Origin of the sequence: Salinivibrio sharmensis (assembly GCF_001995985.1) — a bacterium.
Classification (GTDB): Bacteria; Pseudomonadota; Gammaproteobacteria; order Enterobacterales; family Vibrionaceae; genus Salinivibrio; species Salinivibrio sharmensis.
In genome coordinates this window covers 20,522-37,654 of sequence record NZ_MUFC01000024.1, presented here as the reverse complement: position 1 = coordinate 37,654, position 17,133 = coordinate 20,522, and the positions used below count along the sequence as shown (strand labels likewise).

The window sequence follows — 17,133 nt, the reverse complement described above, 5'->3', positions numbered from 1 at the left end:
ATAATGATTTTAAGTTAGATAATATGAAACAGCCAAACTATCACCTCACTCACGTTATCGATACCCAAACCGTCACACCTAATATGCAACGCTTGACCTTACAAAGCGACGCATTCGCGAACTTCCCCGCTGACTGTGAAGGCGGCTATATCAAGTTACTGTTTGATAAAGCGGGAAACACCGATCTGAGCGGATTAGCAGAAGGCGAGCGCCCCGTGATGCGTACCTACACCATTCGCCGCTTTATGCCTAGCCAGCAGCAAATTGAAGTGGATATGGTTCGTCATCAAATCGAGCAAGCCGACTGTGGTTTTGCCGCGCGCTGGGCTCTGAATGCCCAAGTGGGCGATACCATTAATATTGCCGGCCCTGGGACGATTGCGCCGATTAATCGCGATGCGGATTGGTTCTTTATGGCGGCCGATATGACCGCGTTGCCGGCACTATCGGCCAAGATCAAGACCTTGCCTCACGATGCCAAAGGTTATGCAGTGATCCAGCTCGATACCGCAGAGGATGCTCAACCACTCGACGCCCCCGCGGGGATGGAGATTATTTGGCTGACCACCCCGACGTTGGCCGAGACGGTAAAAGCTCAGCCTTGGTTAGCCGGGCAAGTGTCCGTGTGGTGTGCCTGTGAGTTTGAAAGCATGCGCGCACTGCGTCAGTACTTCCGCAATGATCGTGATGTTGAGCGCGAGTTTATCTACATCAGCAGCTATTGGAAAAATGGCGTGACCGAAGAAGGCCACAAGGTGATCAAGCGCGAAGATGCGGAGAACAATCAGTAAACCTGATCACTTTTTACCTGCAGTGAGCGTGCTTATCGCGTCTCTACCCGCATAAAAAAAGCGCCGCTAGCGGCGCTTTTTCGATCTTCAACGTTTAGTCGTCAACTTAGTTACCCTGTTTGTCGAGTAAATCTAAGAAGAAAGCATATTCCAATGCATCTTCTTTAATCCGCTTAAAGCGCCCCGATGCGCCGCCGTGGCCGGCTTCCATATCGGTTTTAAACACCAATGTATGGTTATCGGTTTTGAGCTCACGCAGTTTTGCGACCCATTTCATTGGCTCAAAGTACTGCACTTGTGAGTCATGCAAGCCTGTGGTGACCAGCAAGTTGGGGTAATCTTGCGCGCTGACATTGTCGTACGGTGAATAGCTAAGCATGTACTCGTAGTAAGTTTTGTCATTCGGGTTGCCCCACTCATCATACTCGTTGGTGGTCAGTGGAATCGACTCATCCAACATGGTGGTGACGATATCCACAAACGGCACGTGCGCGGCTACGCCTAAATACAGCTCTGGCGCTTGGTTGATGATCGCCCCCATTAACAAGCCACCGGCTGAGCCGCCGACCGCAAACACCTTGTCAGTATCGCCATAGCCTTGCGCGGTCAGTGCTTTAGTCACATCAATAAAGTCGTTAAAAGTATTCTTTTTGTTGAGTTTTTTGCCATCGTCATACCAAGGGCGTCCTAGCATTTCAGAACCGCGAATATGCGCAATCGCGAAGACAAAGCCGCGATCCAACAAGCTTAAACGCGTGGTGGAGAAAGTGGGCTCCATAGTGGCGCCGTAGGAGCCGTAACCGTATTGATAAATCGGGTTGGTACCATCTTTTTTGAAGCGGTCTTTACGATACACCAAAGACACAGGGACTTTTGCACCATCACGTGCGGTGATCATCACCCGCTCGGATTGGTAGTTGTCCGGATTAAAATCGCCCAGCACTTGGTTTTGTTTGAGCATTTCACGCTCACCCGACGCCAAGTCAAACTCGTAATAGGTGCCCGGCGTGGTCAAGCTGGTGTAATACACGCGCACCGCGATATTGTCCATTTCCGCATTGCCGGTCAGGTAGGACGCATAAGCTGAGTCGTTAAACGTAAGCTGATACTCCTCCCCAGTGGTGAGGTTACGCACCGTGGTACGCGGCAAGCCATTTTCGCGCTGCTCGTACACCAAGTGGTTGTCGAACAAAGTGAAATCAACCAACTGCACTTTATCATTTGGCGCGATCACATCTTGCCATTGGCTGCGATCGTCACGCTCGCTTTGGTGTACCTTCATCAAGCGGAAGTTCACCGCTTGGTAGTTGGTGTAGATGTAATACCACTCGCCACGCTTCGCCACGTCATATTCGATGCCGGTTTCTCGCGGATAAAACACTTGGGCGGTGGCATTCGGATCATTGGCATCCACGAGCGATACGCCGCTGGTTTCAGTGCTGGAGTGCCAAATAAAGATCTGCTCACCGTCTTTGCTTTTGCTCAAGCCGGTGTAATAGCTGGTATCCGTTTCTTCGTAAATTAAATCATCAGCGGATTGCGGCGTGCCCAGACGGTGGCGATACACCTGATACCCCAGCAAAGTTTGCGGATCTTTTTTGATGTAGTAGAAGGCTTGATTGTCGTTCTGCCACACAATACTGCTCGAGGCGCCTTCAATCTTATCATCGAGGTACTCACCGGTGGTGAGGTCTTTGACTTGAATGGTATAAACGCGGCGGCTAAGGGTATCTTCCCCATAGGCTAATAGGTTTTCGTTTGGGCTGACACTGAGTTGGCCAATGCTGTAAAACTCATGCCCTTTCGCGAGCGCGTTGACATCCAAAATTACCGTTTTGTCGGTGCCGGCAAAGTCTTTCGCTCGCACGTAAGTACGGTACTCATTATCCCCTTCCACTTCGCTGGAATAGAAATAACTGCCTTTTTTGACGGGCACCGAGGCATCGTCTTTGACGATACGCCCTTTGATTTCATCGAATAGTTTGGCCTGCATTGGCTCAGTGTGCGCGAGCACCTGGTCGGCATAAGCGTTTTCTTGATTAAGATGGGCGATCACATCGGGATCTTGGCGTGCATCGTCACGCATCCAATAGTAGTTATCCACGCGCGTGTCGCCGTGAATGGTCATTTCATGAGGGATTTTTTTCGCGACAGGCGCACTCAGTTCGCCTGGGCTGGAAGCTTTCACGTGTGACTCTCCTTGAAAACTGCACCCTGAGAGCAAAGACACCGCCAATGCTCCGGTGAATAAAATGTGTCTAGGCATACTTTTCCTTCAGGTTTATTTAGCCATAGCAGTATGTTAACAAATAAGCATTTTGTTACCGACCTGAAGTTACCCAACAAGTTCCAATAAATAATGTTCTTTTTATCGTTCACTAAACGACTGACGCATCGTTTCTTAATATCCGTCCATCTTTTAGCTAAAAAAGGCTAATTCTTATATTTTAGCCATAGAAGGTTAATTAAAGCAAAATGAGGCTTTGTGTGATCACAACGCCCACTAATGTCGTGATCACTACCGATAATAGCGAGCCAATTAAAACGTATTCGGTCAGGCTGCGATCCGCAGACCGCGTCAGCTCACCAAAGCGGAAAATCGACTTAGCTGCCAGCACAAAACCGACGGCCGTATAGCTGCCAAGTAAGGTAAAGGTCAGGATCAAGATACGCTCTAAATAGCCAATCAACGCCCCCGCAGCTACGAGGCCATGATAATCATGTTGATGATCAGAGGGTGAGTCTAACGTGACCGTAAAGCGCTGTAACACATGACCAATCAATACTGATGTCGGCTTTAAGATCAATAAATAGCCCGTGCCAATCACGACGATCTCGCTGAATAGAGGCATCTCGGTCAGCCCAACCCAAGGTGGCTGCGCCACAAAACTCAGGGCAATGAGCCCTAGTACCAAAAGGTGTATGCCTTGGCTCACCGAGAAACGGGCCAGTGATGACTGAGCGACAAGTTGGCCATCAAGCACTGCCACTACGCGCTTGGTGATTATGCCAACCGCCAATACGCCCAACAGCGGCGAGACGGTTTGAGTCCAAAATACCGCAGGTACCAGTAAACATAAACCGTAGAGGAGCGGTCCTACCGCCCAATCCATTATTCGCGCGCGTGGTGTCGATTTCGTCCACCAATTCGTAGGCTGTAGATAGAAATCATAAATAAGATGAGTCAGTAACAAGGGAACCAGCAAAGAAAGGAAGGCCATCATACGTGTGCCTCCACGGCTTGCTGAAACTCGGCCAACAATGCCTCGATAAGCCCCCAACCCGCCGCTTTAAGGGACTTACTCACGGTTGCATTCGCGACCCCAAGTGCGGCCGCTAACTCGCCATACGCGAGTGGTTGATCGCGCTGTAATAAAGGCAGCATCATTTCGCATTGACGAGACGTCGCATCGCTGAGCTGCCGGTCAAGGTAACGGATCAGCAATGCAAATCTGTCTTCAAGATCGGTATTGGCGCAGAAAAAAGCCAGCCGCTGGTTTTTCATTGCTTTTAAGCCGCGACCAGATAGCACAAACGCTTGTCCCATCGACTCTGCCACCGCCTCACGCAAATCCGCTTGCTCGGCAATCGCAAAGCTGATGCGACAATCAAACGGTTTTCCCAATGCTTTGATCGCAACACGATACATCACGACATAATGAAGCGCGTTCGCCACATCATGGATCACAGATTGAAACTCATCACCGCGTATAATGCTGTGCTGATTAGCGCTATGCGCTTGTGAAATATGGGCTTGTATGGTTTTGATTTGCGCCAGTACTCGCTCATACTCATCTCGATTTAAGGCGGTCGAATCCACCAGATCGCCACTGATCACCGCAATGGGTGCCTCGCTTTCTGTAGCCATTATTCGTCCCTGTTAACCAACCCCGCCAAATTTAGCCTTTTTTAGCAAAAAATACAAATTTACCCATAAATAGCAAAAATATAAGCGAGGCCGCATCACGCGACCTCGCTGTTACTGACGAGACTATTACCAACGCGTTAGCTACTAAAGCTGGGTCATATCGATCACCTTATCCGGCCAGTGCTCAATAAATTGTGGCTCGTGAGAAACCACAATTACGGTGCCTACATACGCTTTAAGGGCGTGCTGCAACGCCATTTTTGCATCGACATCAAGATGTGTGGTGGGCTCATCTAACACCAGTACATTGGTTGCCATCACGGCTAAACAACAAAGCTTTACTTTGGTTTGCTCACCCCCGCTCAATGTATGCAATGGCCGCACCGCCTTTTTACCACTGAGACCACATTCAGCCAGCGTCTGGCGCGCGGTTTTATCTGTGAGCTGGCCTACCCCACACACGGCCTGAACCGGAGAGCTTTCCGGAAAGCGCCAGTGTAAGCCTTGCTCAAAATATCCCCACTGTATACCGTTTTCCGTGTCAATGTGGCCCCGTAGTGCAGGGATTTCCCCCAGTAAGGTTTTTAACAATGTCGATTTGCCCAAGCCATTGAAGCCAATAATCGCGACTTTTTCGCCCCGTTGAATCTGAAGTGACAACGGCGGCAAAAGCGGCGTTCGATAGCCAATCTGCAACTCCTTGGCGGCCAAGACATGTTGCGACCGTAATGGTTTGTATTGGAACGCAAAGCTTACCGGCTCACGCGTCTGATTTTTTTCAATCGGCACCATTTTCGCAAGCTGTTTCTTGCGCCCCTTGGCAATACGCGCATTCACACCTGCGCCGTTCTTGCGAATATAGGTGGCCAACTTATCCATTTTCTTCTGCTGTGCGAGGTATTGCTTGTGCCGTGTTTCACTTTGCTGCGCCTTTTGTGCCATCGCTTGCTGATACGCTCCTCTGTATTTGCGTATCTTGCTCTGGTCGATATCAACAATCGCCGTCGTGATCGATTCGAGGAAAGCCTCATCATGCGACACCACCATAAAGGTACCCGTATACTGGTTTAGAAACTCCGCCAACCAAGCAACGTGCTCAGCGTCGAGGAAGTTAGTCGGCTCGTCGAGTAACATCACTTCGGCTTGTTCCAGCAGTAACTTTGCCAACATCACTTTATGCCGTTGACCGCCACTCAACTGGCCCATTGCGGTTTGCATGCCCAACGGCGCGATACCCAGCCCAGCCGAGACCTGCTCGATACGATGGGAGATACGGTAAAAATCTTGTGCCTCTAATTGGCTTTGCAGTCGTGCTGCTTTGGCAAGCACCGCGTCTGACGTGTCCACCGACATCGATGCGTAGATAGCATTTAACGCTCGCGCAACCTCAACAAGATCGCGATATGCCAACGCCATAAAGTCATAGATAGACAGTGTTGGGTCGAACGTTAAATGCTGGTCTAAATAACCGACTTGGATATTCGGTTGCCAAACAATCTCGCCACTATCCGGCAGCAGTTCCCCTTGCAGCATTTTTAACAGGGTACTTTTCCCCACCCCGTTCGCACCCGTCACGCCAACATGTTCACCATGATGTAGCACTAGGCTCGCACCTTGGTACAACACTTTTTCCTCAATTTGAAAACGGAGGTTTTCAATTACTAATAAACTCATGTTTCTTATCCATAAAAAAAGGCCGGTAACAAGTACCGGCCTTTCGTCATCATTAAAATGAATGCATTCTGCTGTGATCAGAATGCAAAAAGGCCGGTGATGGAGCATCACCGGCCTCACTCTCTATCGCGTCTTTACATCAGATACTGAGAGCCCTACGCGGATGGCGTATGACAATATCTGATGAAGATTTGATGTTAAGCTCCGAGCAACACTTCATCGTGTATTTGCGCGAAGCCCAGCCTTCTTACGAAGTTCTTAAATAGAATATAAGCCATAATAGAGAGTCGAAATATCAACATGAGCGTCGGAGAATAATGAACCTCATCGGTGAAGTCAATTTTGTGCATGAAATCTAGATATGCATACATCAAGCGATATTAGGTATATGCTCGGCGTCATGAGAGACACTTTCCAGTGCCGAGACGTACACTTTAAAGGTATTTTTTCCATCATGCTTCGCCTGATAAAGCGCATCATCGGCTTGGGCCAACAACACCTTGGCCATCAATCACTGGTTCAAACACGTCATCACAATGAATCAGTACTTTATCGCCAATAGAATGGCCGCTCGCAACAGCATTACGCCGGCACGAGCATCATCGCCGATTGGGCGGCGACATCAATATGTTGCCCACTCGAGAGCGTGACACCCGTGAGCAGGTCAGTCCAATCTCTTTCCAGTGTCACTGAGAGTGATTGCGGTTCCAGGGATTTATTTAACACCAATATTCCTGCCTCGCCCCGTTGAATCACTAGCCAATCATCGGTCGCTTCCAAGACGCTCATGGGCTCACCATGGGTTAAATTATGAAAGGCAATCATTTGCACCATCTTTGGATCTTGCCACGCGTTTAGCCACCGCGGTTGGCCGCTCAACCCTTTGATACCACTGGTATCAAGATCGGTATAAATCAGTGGGACGCCACCATCACGCCCCAAGATATACGCGTAAGCAAGCCACTCGCTCGCTTCGTCCATCACCAAATCCAAGAATACATCATTGTTGGGAATGTCATGGGTAATGGCAAAGGTGATTGCGCGCCCTTTCGATAAGGCTTGGCCGAAGCAATAAGGGTCAATCAAGGATTTGAAGCTGCCTTGGTTGAATAAAACCTGATAAAGCGTTGAGAACAGTGGAAAGTCGTAAGCACCTAAACATGTTTCTTGTAAATAAGGAGCCAGAAAGAGTTCATATTCTTCTTTGCTCGCACCACCGTCGGTAATAATTTCGCCGAAAATATGCGCATCATGGGTAATATCATCGGTCCATACGCGCTTGAGGTGCTCTAGGGTCATGTGCTTAGCCGCATCAATCCGAAAACCTTTTACACCAATTGCTTTTAACGCCTTGAGGTAAGCGCGTTGCTGCGCTATCACATGATCACACACTCGCAGTGTCGGTAAGCCTGGATCGCTCGCGCCACCGCTAATGCGCCCGTTTTGTACTTGCCAGGTGTCTTTCCAATCTTGTATGCCAAATGCTTCGACGAAGTCATGCTCAGTAAACAGTGGCTCGGATAAATCACCAAACAAGGTCAATGTGCGATAGTGGTCTTTGTGCGCGTGATAGGCCGCCATCACTGCTTGGCTGGGGTAATTCAAGTCGCTGCGAATATGCGCTTCATTGGCCATATGGTTGAAGACCACATCAACATACGTAAGCACGCCAACACGGTTTAACGCTGCAACCATTGCTTTAAAGTCTGTGGTGTTACCAAGCGCATTTTCAATTACACGATAATCTTGCGGCTGATACCTAAGCCACCAGCGTTCGTCTTGTTCGCTTTTCATCGGGGGAGACACCAGCACCGAGCCATACCCTAGCGCGCTGATCTCCGCCGCGCGTTGGGCAACGTCCGCATATTTCCAATCAAAAGCATGCAAAATAACATTGGCGCCTGATGATTGGGTGTCTTGTAAACCGTTCATGTCTTCCTCATCGCGTTCGCGCATCACCGTGTTCTCGTTATAGATGGGCTTATTCAATGGTCAAAATTATAAGCGCTATACACATGCAGCCCTCCTCCTTTGACCATTTGTATGAGGATGATAAGCAAGGCGTAGTCATTGTTTAGCTGAGGATTAAGCAACCCTCGCTGGCCTTTATAACGGATGTCGAAACAGTGGGGAACGAAATGGGTTTGGCTCTTCAAGCTGGTTCTTAACCAGCTTTGATCTGGGAATGGCGTGTAGGGGGGTGCACCTTAAATGTGTTTTTCCCTTCATGCTTGGCACAATAGAGGGCATCATCCGCTTGCGCCAATAAGCAATCAATGTCGAGCACCTCGATGGTGGTCGTCACTCCGATGCTGGCAGACAAGCTCATTTCAAGCTCTGAGCCACTGCTTTGAACAGCGTACAGTAATTCTGCAGATAACCGTTGTGCATTAGCACTGTCACAGTAGGGCAGCACGACCGCGAACTCTTCTCCGCCCAAACGTCCAACAACACCCTGGTCATCAATGACTTGTTCGAAAACGTCTGCACAATGTATCAATACATTATCGCCAACCGAGTGGCCGAATGAGTCGTTGATGGCTTTAAAATCATCCAAGTCAATCATCAACACGCTGATTGGAAAAGCGGCTGTATCAACACGCCGTTTCGCTCTCGCCAAAAAGGCGCGGCGATTAAACAGCCCCGTTAAGCTATCTCGAGTCGCTTCGCGGTGGAGCTTCTCGTGCACACGCTCCAGCTTATACATAAAGATAATCAGGGTATTGATCACGCTGTAGGCGATGCCCGACAAAATCAGCCCTGCTTGTAAGAGCGAGGTGCCCAGCAGTTGAGTAAATAGATCAGGATAGAAATGGGCAAATGTCGCCCTGCCTACATAGGCAGCACTGAATCCACCCATCACCATGATGAGCCAACGCTTTAAACGCTGGCCCCCTATGTTCGTACTACTTACAATGGTTTGTGTCATCAGCCCTAACTGCATACTGACGATCAAGCTCGCGTAAACCACGCGACTCCCAATGTCATCAAGGTGTGATGACATAAGTACCGCCGACAGAATCACGGGCAGCACTAACTGCCAACGTGGCACATAGCGCGCAAACACTTGTCCCAACGCCCAATGGCTAAACGAAAAGGCCACCATCACGCAAGCATTATAAAAAACGATCCCGATGTAAGGATGAAGATGCGGACGGGCAAATAAGAATAGGTTGCTAAAACCGTGGATAAACAGAGACACCGCCCACCCATTGATACCAGGCTCTTTACGATTTTGAACCAACAAAAAACCCGCCAGCAGCCATTGGATTGCAGTCAGAGTAATGAGCAGTGTCGGTGCATCAAGTTTAAACATCAGGAATACGTTAATTAGGGCACAGTTCAATTTTACCACTTTATCCGTGGCCGTTTACCGGTAATCAATGTGCGCGACTTCAATTTATGGCGGTTAATCTTTATGACAGTTTCAGCGTCCTCGCGCCGATGCTATCCATAGATCGTGAGCGATAGGATTAGTTGCGATACAAGACTTTGATAATGTGCCAGCCGAATTTGGTTTTTATCGGCCCGAGCGGGCGCAATAACTCGCCACTGAAAACGGCTTTATCGAAAGGCGGTGCCATATCACCGCGACGAAATTCGCCTAGGTCACCACCGCGTTTTCCCGACGGGCATTGCGAGTACTTTTTCGCGAGCGTTTGGAAGTTTGCCCCTTTTTTAAGCTGATCAAGCAAAGAGGTTGCTTGCGACTTATCTTTTACCAGTATGTGAAGGGCTGCTGCTTTCTTGGCCATCGGGCTGCCTCGTAAAACTAAAGCCGCTCAGTATACCGGATTTCTTCAACCGGATAACAAGAATTGTACGGCGACCAGAACCAATGCACGCGATGGGCGTCTAGCCAATGATCTCGGTAAATATGAAGACTAGCGCGAAAAATCAGCAACAATTCATTAGAGGTGGAAGTATAAAATAGAAAAAACCTAGTTCCTCCAACCTTTTTGGTGCCAGCTCTATTCAGTTTTGTCATAACCGACTGCTATTGATTTCTATCCGTTTCTATTGCAATAACACTCCTTAAAACGCTGATTTGATCGCATTTTAATGAATAACGACACGTTGAAGGGAGCCATGTTTATCGTCATAAAAAGTATTAAAAAGAGATCTAAGTCACACTGCTGACACGTTGATATTCATCTGACTTTAATATTTACACCTCTGATGGTTAAGCTGTCTGTATTATCTGCTATTTGTTAAAAAACATCGGCAGATGCTTTTACGGGTATAGGAGAGACAGGCACTTGCTGCCACCTCACTCGATGAGAAACCGATCTCAATCACACTCTCGTTAACCACGAGTGAAAGCTAATCCACATATCGGAGGGACATGATGTCCATTTACAGCCACCTTAAGCAATTGACTGCAATTTCATGCGTTGCCGCCGCGTTAGGCTTCTCAGCCATGGCCAATGCCGACACTTGGCGTTATGCCCACGAGGAGTACGAAGGTGACGTGCAAGACGTCTATGCACACAAGTTCAAGGAGTATATTGAGGATAACTCTGAGCATACGCTGCAGATTTATCGTTTCGGTGAACTCGGTGAATCCGACGACATCATGGAACAAACGCAGGCAGGTATCCTTCAGTTTGTTAACCAATCACCTGGCTTTACCGGTTCGTTAATTCCAGAAGCACAAATCTTTTTTATCCCTTACCTGATGCCGACGGATATGGAAACCGTGATTGAGTTTTTCCGTCAGAGTAAAGCGGTAAATGAAGACTTCCCCGAGCTGTATGAAGAGCAAGGCCTTGAGCTGCTTAAGATGTACCCTGAAGGCGAAATGGTGATGACGGCGGATGAGCCTGTGACTGAGCCTGCCGATCTTCAAGGTAAGAAAATTCGCGTCATGACTAACCCACTGCTTTCATCAACGTATGAAGCCTTTGGTGCAACGCCAACGCCATTGCCATGGGGTGAAGTATACGGTGCACTCCAAACCAATATGATCCAAGGCCAAGAAAACCCGATTTTCTGGATTGAGTCAGGCGGTTTGTACGAAGTATCACCTAACCTGATCTTTACGCACCACGGCTGGTTTACCACCGCCTCAATGGCAAATAAAGACTTCTTTGACGGCTTGTCATCTGACGAGCAAGCGATGATCCGCGATGCCGCTGACTATGCGTTTAACCAAACCGTTGAACACATCCGTGGCTTGGCTGAAGAATCGCTTGAGAAAATCAAAGCGTCGAGTGATGAAGTCACTGTGACACGCTTGACTGATGAGCAAATCGAGAAGTTTAAAGCACGTGCGCCACAGGTAGAGGAAACCTTCTACGAAATGACCGGTGAAAGCGGTAAAGCACTTCTTAACCAGTTTAAGAAAGACTTGGACGCTGTTACTAACTAGTCGCTAATCACTCAGGCACCGTGTCATGCGGTGCCTGTTTACCCGAGGAATACGTAATGACCGATTCCGACTCTCTCACGTACCACTCCGAGCTTCCCGGCCTCCTTGGCAAACTGGATACCCTGATTTGTAAAATCGAGTCCTTCATGTTGGCCGCTGGTGTGCTCCTAATGGCCCTTAATACCTGTGTCAACGTTATTGCTCGCTTTGGTTTTGGGCAGGGCTTATTTTTTTCTGGCGAAATCAATCGCATTTTAATTGTTTTAATCACCTTTGCAGGGATTGGCTACGCGGCGCGTCATGGTCGCCACATCCGTATGTCTGCGCTGTATGACACCCTACCTTTCAAAGGTAGAAAAATTTTAATGACAAGCATTGCGCTGATCACAGGCCTTATCATGCTGGTGTTGGCGTATTTTTCTTATCAATACATTGTCTCCGTTTATGACCGCGGTCGTATATTGCCAGCACTTGGCTTCGAGATTTGGTGGATTTATATCTGGGTACCACTCGGCTTTATCGTCACCGGCATCCAGTACTGGTTGACTGTCTATAAAAATCTCACCTCACCCGATGTTTACCTCTCCGCTGGCGTCCTCGATGGTTACGCTGAGACAGAAAGTGAAGTTTAAATAGGCACCTACCACTATGGCCATGACGTTAATGCTCATCATGATTGTCTTGCTCGTGCTTGGCTTTCCAATGATGGTCCCTTTGATTACTGCCGCGCTAACCGGTTTTTACATGATGTTTGGCGGCGTTGGTCAAATGGACACGTTTATTCAGCAAGTGCTGGGAGGCATCCGCCCTGCCTCACTGATTGCTGTTCCTATGTTTATTCTCGCCGCCGACATTATGACGCGGGGGCAATCCGCTAACCGCTTGATTGATATGGTCATGACCTTTATTGGTCATATCCGTGGCGGATTGGCGATCAGTACCGCCACCTCTTGTACCCTATTTGGTGCCGTGTCTGGCTCAACACAAGCGACCGTGGTGGCCGTTGGCTCGGCATTGCGTCCAAAGCTGCTCAGAGCCGGCTACAGCGACTCTTTTTCGCTCGCGTTGATCATCAACTCTAGTGATATCGCCTTTTTGATCCCACCCAGCATCGGGATGATCATTTACGGGGTGATCTCAGAAACCTCCATTGCCGAGCTATTTATTGCTGGGATTGGTCCTGGGTTAATGATTCTGACCTTTTTCTCGCTCTACTGCTTGTATTACGCCACTGTCCACAAAGTGCCGACTGAGCCTAAAGCGAGCTGGAGTGAACGGATAACCGCCACCCGCAAAGCCTTGTGGCCACTGATGTTCCCACTGATCATCGTCGGCGGGATTTATGGCGGTGTCTTTAGTCCCACGGAAGCGGCGGCGGTGTGTGTGCTTTATGCGATGATCTTAGAATTTGGCGTGTTTCGCTCACTTAGCAGCAAAGATGTGTTCACCATCGCACGCTCAACAGGTCTAATTACCGCTGTGGTCTTTATTCTTGTCGGCGTGGGCAACGGTTTTTCTTGGATCATTTCTTTCGCGCAAATCCCGCAAACCATTCTCGAGGCGGTGGGCATAAGTGAAATGGGCCCAATGGGTGTGTTGGCCTCCATTTCAATTGCCTTTTTTGTCGCCTGTATGTTCGTTGACCCGATTGTGGTTATCTTGGTGCTCACGCCTATATTTGCACCTGCGATAGAAGCCACTAGTCTTGATCCTGTACACGTCGGGATTGTGATCACCTTGCAAGTGGCGATCGGCTCAGCAACGCCTCCGTTTGGCTGTGATATTTTCACCGCTATTGCGATTTTCAAAAAACCCTATTGGGAAGTTATCCGTGGAACGGGGCCATTTATTGCAATGCTGCTTCTGTCAGCGGCGTTACTGGTGATGTTCCCTCAAATTGCGTTATTCCTGCGTGATATTGCGTTTGGGTAACTAAACAACAGGAGTGATTGGATGTTTAAACGAATACTGGTTGCCGTCGATGGCTCATATTCTGCGTTAAATGCGTTAGATAAAGCGATTGAGTTGCAACAACTTACTCATGCTGAGCTCTACTTATTGTGTGTGTTTAAACATCACAGTTTGTTTGAGGCTTCACTATCGATGGTGCGCCCCGATCGATTGCAGATCCCAGATCAGACCCTGAGCGAATACGCGCGCAACATTGTTGAGCAAGCCAAACAACATGCAGTCGAAAACGGTGGCGAGAGTGTGCGTGGGTTTGTCAAAGGCGGACGTCCTTCCAAAACCATCATCAAGTTTGCCAAAAGCAAAGAGGTGGATTTGATTGTGATGGGCGCGCATGGCACCCACTCAGATAAAGATGGTATGTTTCTCGGCAGTGTCTCCCACCGTGTTGCTGGCCGTGCGCACTGCCCAACAATGGTGGTTTAACCGCTTACGGTAGCGTTTTTGGCACGTTGCAACTTACGCTGAAATGAAAGTAAAAAAGGCCAGTATCGGACGATACTGGCCTTTTTACTTAGTGCTTCATGCTCTTTTATTGCAGGTGGAAATAATGACTATTTAGCACCAGATGTACGCCGATAGAGGCCAAGTAACCTAACATGATCACCGGCGCCCATTTTAGGTGGCCAAAGAAGGTATATTTACCGTGTGCTTGTCCCATTAGCGCCACCCCGGCCGCTGAGCCTAACGACAACAAGCTACCACCAACACCCGCCGTTAACGTCACCAATAGCCAGTTACCGTGCGACATTTCAGGGCTCATCGTTAATACCGCAAACATGACCGGAATGTTATCCACCACCGCTGATAACACGCCAACGAGGGTATTCGCCCAAATAGGGTTCCACTCGAGATACATCACATTCGAGACCAGCGATAGGTAACCAATTAAGCTAAGGCCGCCAACACACATCACCACCCCATAGAAGAAGAGTAAGGTGTCCCACTCAGCATGGGAAATCCGGCGGAAGACATCAAAAGGCACCACAGAGCCTAATCGACGGAGTGCCGCCTCATCATTCTTCGCCTCAGCAATAGCACGTTTACGCGCTAACGAGCGCGGAAGCGTGCGGCGCAGATAAAAACCAAAGAACTGCAGGTAGGCCAAGCCCATCATCATTCCCATTACGGGCGGGAAGTGGATAAAGCCATGGAAAGCAACCGCAGTGGCAATAGTGAGCAAGAACAACACCATGATGCGGCGAGCACCGCGTTTGAGCTCGACATGCTCTTGCATCACATCCGGTTGTGTACGTGGGATAAAGAGCGACATGATAAAGGCAGGGATCACGTAGTTGACCACAGACGGAATAAACAAGGCCCCGAACTCGGCAAAGGTCACTTTGCCCGCCTGCCACACCATCAAGGTAGTGATGTCACCAAAGGGACTAAAAGCACCGCCGGCGTTTGCCGCCACGACAATGTTGATGCAAGCTAGGTTAATAAACCGAGGGTTATCACCGCCAATTTTTAACACAATGGTACACATTAACAATGCAGTGGTAAGGTTATCCGCCACTGGCGAGATAAAGAAAGATAGGATCCCGGTAATCCAAAACAGGCTTCTCAAATCGTAGCCTTTACTCAAAATCCACGCTTTCAAGCCATCGAATAGACGCCGTTCCTCCATCGCCGAGATGTAGGTCATTGCCACCAACAAGAACAGTAATAGCTCGGCGTACTCCAACAGATTGTGCTCTAGCGCGGCATGCGCCGGTGCCATATTGCCCCATTGAGAGTAGGCAAAACCAATGAGCAGCCAAATCAAGCCAGCCGCCAGCAAAACAGGCTTCGATTTTCGCAAGTGAAGCTTTTCTTCTAGCATCACTAAGCTGTAGGCAACCGCAAAGATTGCCAAAGACGCATAGCCCACCCAGGACTGAGTTAAATCCAGCCCTTCTCCTGTCGTAGCGGCAAAAGCCGTTGGCGATACCATTGCCAACGCCGCAACCAAACGCTTCATCCTTGAGCCTCCAAATTTTGTTTCCTTACTTCTGATATGACAATTACGTCGTGTTAATCAGTCTGTTTCCGACTGTTTATTGACCGACCACCCGCCATAGAGACAAATCGCGTCGCCTCGGCGTGGTGACACATTTCTCACCATTAAAAGACAGTTTAAAAAGCGTGCTCTGTGGCAATCGTGCAATGTATCAATTGTTTATTTTGCACAGCTAGGTCACCGCAGAACAAAAGCGAACATAATATTAACAAATATGGCGTTAACGTCTATTACTAAGCACGTTTCAACCGTAAAAAAGAGGTGACATGGGTTACTGTCAAGATTAATAATATCAACTTACTAGTTGGTAATCGCTGTCATAGTCAGCAAAAATCGACTAGATTTAAATAAAAAGTGAATGATTTTAGTCATCCTCATTGAAAAAACTAAAAATAACACTTACACAACATCGCAAACGCATCATTGCTATCTTGCTGGGATGCATCGTTCGAAGAAGGGAGTCACTATGAAAGCACCTAAACTCGCTGCCATTGTCTGCGCGGCCGCGCTGTCAGTGGGAACGACCACTTCCGCCCTGGCTGAAACGGCGCGTGTCGCCGTCTCTCAGATTGTGGAACACCCTGCGCTAGACGCCGCCCGCAATGGCCTATTGGATGGCCTAATTGCTAAAGGTTATACCCAGGGCGAGAATCTCGATTTTAAATATCAAACTGCACAAGGTAATCCCGCTATTGCGGTACAAATCGCTCGCCAGTATGTCGGCGAACAACCCGATGTACTTGTCGGGATTGCGACGCCCTCTGCACAAGCACTCGCGGCCGCTACCCGTGATGTGCCAGTGATTTTCACCGCCGTGACCGACCCTGTCGGCGCTAAGCTGGTCAAAAACATGGATGCCCCCAGCGGCAATGTGACAGGGCTATCTGATCTTTCCCCTGTGGCACAACACGTCGCACTTGCCAAAGAACTTTTACCCAACCTTTCCTCTATCGGCGTGGTGTACAACCCGGGCGAAGCAAACGCAGTGACCTTAGTTGAACTTCTCAAAGAAGCGGCGCAACAGCATGGGATAAAAGTGAACGAAGGGACAGCACTGAAGAGTGCCGACGTGCAATCGGCAGCACAAGTGGTTGCGACACAATCAGACGTGATTTATGCCCCGACCGATAATACCGTGGCTAGCGCTATCGATGGCTTGGTTGCCGCCGCTAATGCAGCGGACACGCCGGTTATCGGTGGCTCAACCTCTTACATCCCTAATGGTGCCGTCGCTGCATTGGGCTTTGATTACTACTCAGTTGGCGTGCAAACCGCCGACTATGTCGCTGCTGTACTCGAAGGCAAGCCTGTTTCATCGTTGCCAGCCAAAGTGGCGGAAGGATCAGACCTTGCTGTCAATCGCGCAGCGGCTAAGAAACTCGGCCTCGAAGTGCCTGCGTCTATCTTAGATCGCGCCTCACGCATCGTAGACTAGTTTGTATCAGTCTTGGAGTAGTAA

General features: G+C 49.0%; 15 protein-coding genes. 6 read left to right on the top strand and 9 right to left on the bottom strand.

Annotated features, from left to right (window positions below; translation table 11 throughout):
• Positions 1-23 precede the first annotated feature (23 nt).
• Positions 24-791 (top strand): siderophore-interacting protein, encoded by a 768-nt coding sequence (locus tag BZG74_RS14715; RefSeq protein ID WP_077773271.1) that lies wholly within the window; start codon positions 24-26, stop codon positions 789-791.
• 106 nt (positions 792-897) lie between these two features.
• Here the strand turns inward: BZG74_RS14715 and BZG74_RS14710 are convergent, their stop codons facing one another.
• From BZG74_RS14710 to ppiC, 8 genes are all read right to left on the bottom strand, one after another.
• Positions 898-3,057 (bottom strand): S9 family peptidase, encoded by a 2,160-nt coding sequence (locus BZG74_RS14710; protein WP_077773270.1) that lies wholly within the window; start codon positions 3,055-3,057, stop codon positions 898-900.
• 199 nt (positions 3,058-3,256) lie between these two features.
• Positions 3,257-4,015, bottom strand: a complete 759-nt coding sequence (locus BZG74_RS14705) for a DUF3307 domain-containing protein (protein WP_077773269.1) — start codon at positions 4,013-4,015, stop codon at positions 3,257-3,259.
• Positions 4,012-4,659, bottom strand: coding sequence for a hypothetical protein (locus BZG74_RS14700; RefSeq protein WP_077773268.1), 648 nt, complete (start codon positions 4,657-4,659; stop codon positions 4,012-4,014). Before BZG74_RS14700 ends, BZG74_RS14705 begins: the two co-directional genes overlap by 4 nt.
• Positions 4,660-4,803: 144 nt before the next feature.
• The gene (locus tag BZG74_RS14695) at positions 4,804-6,333 is read right to left on the bottom strand and encodes an ABC-F family ATP-binding cassette domain-containing protein (RefSeq protein ID WP_077773267.1); all 1,530 of its coding nucleotides are present in this window, start codon (positions 6,331-6,333) and stop codon (positions 4,804-4,806) included.
• A gap of 370 nt (positions 6,334-6,703) precedes the next feature.
• A complete protein-coding gene (locus BZG74_RS15640; protein ID WP_158012909.1) occupies positions 6,704-6,841 on the bottom strand; it encodes a hypothetical protein in 138 nt (45 codons plus the stop codon).
• A gap of 74 nt (positions 6,842-6,915) precedes the next feature.
• Positions 6,916-8,265, bottom strand: coding sequence for an alpha-amylase family protein (locus tag BZG74_RS14690; protein ID WP_077773272.1), 1,350 nt, complete (start codon positions 8,263-8,265; stop codon positions 6,916-6,918).
• A gap of 232 nt (positions 8,266-8,497) precedes the next feature.
• The gene (locus BZG74_RS14685) at positions 8,498-9,649 is read right to left on the bottom strand and encodes a GGDEF domain-containing protein (RefSeq protein ID WP_077773266.1); all 1,152 of its coding nucleotides are present in this window, start codon (positions 9,647-9,649) and stop codon (positions 8,498-8,500) included.
• Positions 9,650-9,806: 157 nt separating this feature from the next.
• Positions 9,807-10,088: a peptidylprolyl isomerase PpiC gene (gene ppiC / locus BZG74_RS14680; RefSeq protein WP_077773265.1), complete on the bottom strand. Its 282-nt coding sequence runs from the start codon at positions 10,086-10,088 to the stop codon at positions 9,807-9,809.
• 590 nt (positions 10,089-10,678) lie between these two features.
• Between ppiC and BZG74_RS14675 the strand changes: the two genes are divergently transcribed.
• Genes BZG74_RS14675 through BZG74_RS14660 form a run of 4 tightly spaced genes read left to right on the top strand, consistent with a single transcriptional unit; the run spans position 10,679 to position 14,098 of the window.
• On the top strand, positions 10,679-11,704 hold the full coding sequence (locus tag BZG74_RS14675) for a TRAP transporter substrate-binding protein (protein WP_201247396.1): 1,026 nt from the start codon (positions 10,679-10,681) through the stop codon (positions 11,702-11,704).
• Positions 11,705-11,760: 56 nt separating this feature from the next.
• Positions 11,761-12,336 carry a TRAP transporter small permease gene (locus tag BZG74_RS14670; RefSeq protein WP_046075960.1) on the top strand — a complete coding sequence of 192 codons (576 nt, stop codon included), beginning with the start codon at positions 11,761-11,763 and terminating at the stop codon, positions 12,334-12,336.
• A gap of 16 nt (positions 12,337-12,352) precedes the next feature.
• Positions 12,353-13,636 carry a TRAP transporter large permease gene (locus BZG74_RS14665; RefSeq protein ID WP_077773263.1) on the top strand — a complete coding sequence of 428 codons (1,284 nt, stop codon included), beginning with the start codon at positions 12,353-12,355 and terminating at the stop codon, positions 13,634-13,636.
• Between the two features lie 21 nt (positions 13,637-13,657).
• Complete coding sequence (locus tag BZG74_RS14660; protein ID WP_046075962.1) at positions 13,658-14,098, top strand: universal stress protein; 441 nt, start codon at positions 13,658-13,660, stop codon at positions 14,096-14,098.
• Between the two features lie 106 nt (positions 14,099-14,204).
• Here the strand turns inward: BZG74_RS14660 and nhaD are convergent, their stop codons facing one another.
• The gene (gene nhaD / locus BZG74_RS14655; protein ID WP_077773262.1) at positions 14,205-15,635 is read right to left on the bottom strand and encodes a sodium:proton antiporter NhaD; all 1,431 of its coding nucleotides are present in this window, start codon (positions 15,633-15,635) and stop codon (positions 14,205-14,207) included.
• A 505-nt stretch (positions 15,636-16,140) separates the two neighbouring features.
• On the opposite strand from nhaD, the gene BZG74_RS14650 reads away from it, so the two are divergent.
• Positions 16,141-17,109, top strand: coding sequence for an ABC transporter substrate binding protein (locus tag BZG74_RS14650; RefSeq protein ID WP_077773261.1), 969 nt, complete (start codon positions 16,141-16,143; stop codon positions 17,107-17,109).
• The last annotated feature ends 24 nt before the right edge of the window (positions 17,110-17,133 follow it).

Excerpts from the sequence above, each read along its gene's own strand:
- nhaD (WP_077773262.1), bottom strand. The coding sequence starts at position 15,635 with ATGAAGCGTTTGGTTGCGGCGTTGGCAATGGTATCGCCAACGGCTTTT.
- BZG74_RS14670 (WP_046075960.1), top strand. The coding sequence starts at position 11,761 with ATGACCGATTCCGACTCTCTCACGTACCACTCCGAGCTTCCCGGCCTC.
- BZG74_RS14675 (WP_201247396.1), top strand. The coding sequence starts at position 10,679 with ATGATGTCCATTTACAGCCACCTTAAGCAATTGACTGCAATTTCATGC.
- BZG74_RS14710 (WP_077773270.1), bottom strand. The coding sequence starts at position 3,057 with ATGCCTAGACACATTTTATTCACCGGAGCATTGGCGGTGTCTTTGCTC.
- BZG74_RS14685 (WP_077773266.1), bottom strand. The coding sequence starts at position 9,649 with ATGTTTAAACTTGATGCACCGACACTGCTCATTACTCTGACTGCAATC.
- BZG74_RS14665 (WP_077773263.1), top strand. The coding sequence starts at position 12,353 with ATGGCCATGACGTTAATGCTCATCATGATTGTCTTGCTCGTGCTTGGC.
- BZG74_RS14695 (WP_077773267.1), bottom strand. The coding sequence starts at position 6,333 with ATGAGTTTATTAGTAATTGAAAACCTCCGTTTTCAAATTGAGGAAAAA.
- ppiC (WP_077773265.1), bottom strand. The coding sequence starts at position 10,088 with ATGGCCAAGAAAGCAGCAGCCCTTCACATACTGGTAAAAGATAAGTCG.
- BZG74_RS14690 (WP_077773272.1), bottom strand. The coding sequence starts at position 8,265 with ATGAACGGTTTACAAGACACCCAATCATCAGGCGCCAATGTTATTTTG.
- BZG74_RS14705 (WP_077773269.1), bottom strand. The coding sequence starts at position 4,015 with ATGATGGCCTTCCTTTCTTTGCTGGTTCCCTTGTTACTGACTCATCTT.
- BZG74_RS14715 (WP_077773271.1), top strand. The coding sequence starts at position 24 with ATGAAACAGCCAAACTATCACCTCACTCACGTTATCGATACCCAAACC.
- BZG74_RS15640 (WP_158012909.1), bottom strand. The coding sequence starts at position 6,841 with ATGGCCAAGGTGTTGTTGGCCCAAGCCGATGATGCGCTTTATCAGGCG.
- BZG74_RS14660 (WP_046075962.1), top strand. The coding sequence starts at position 13,658 with ATGTTTAAACGAATACTGGTTGCCGTCGATGGCTCATATTCTGCGTTA.
- BZG74_RS14700 (WP_077773268.1), bottom strand. The coding sequence starts at position 4,659 with ATGGCTACAGAAAGCGAGGCACCCATTGCGGTGATCAGTGGCGATCTG.
- BZG74_RS14650 (WP_077773261.1), top strand. The coding sequence starts at position 16,141 with ATGAAAGCACCTAAACTCGCTGCCATTGTCTGCGCGGCCGCGCTGTCA.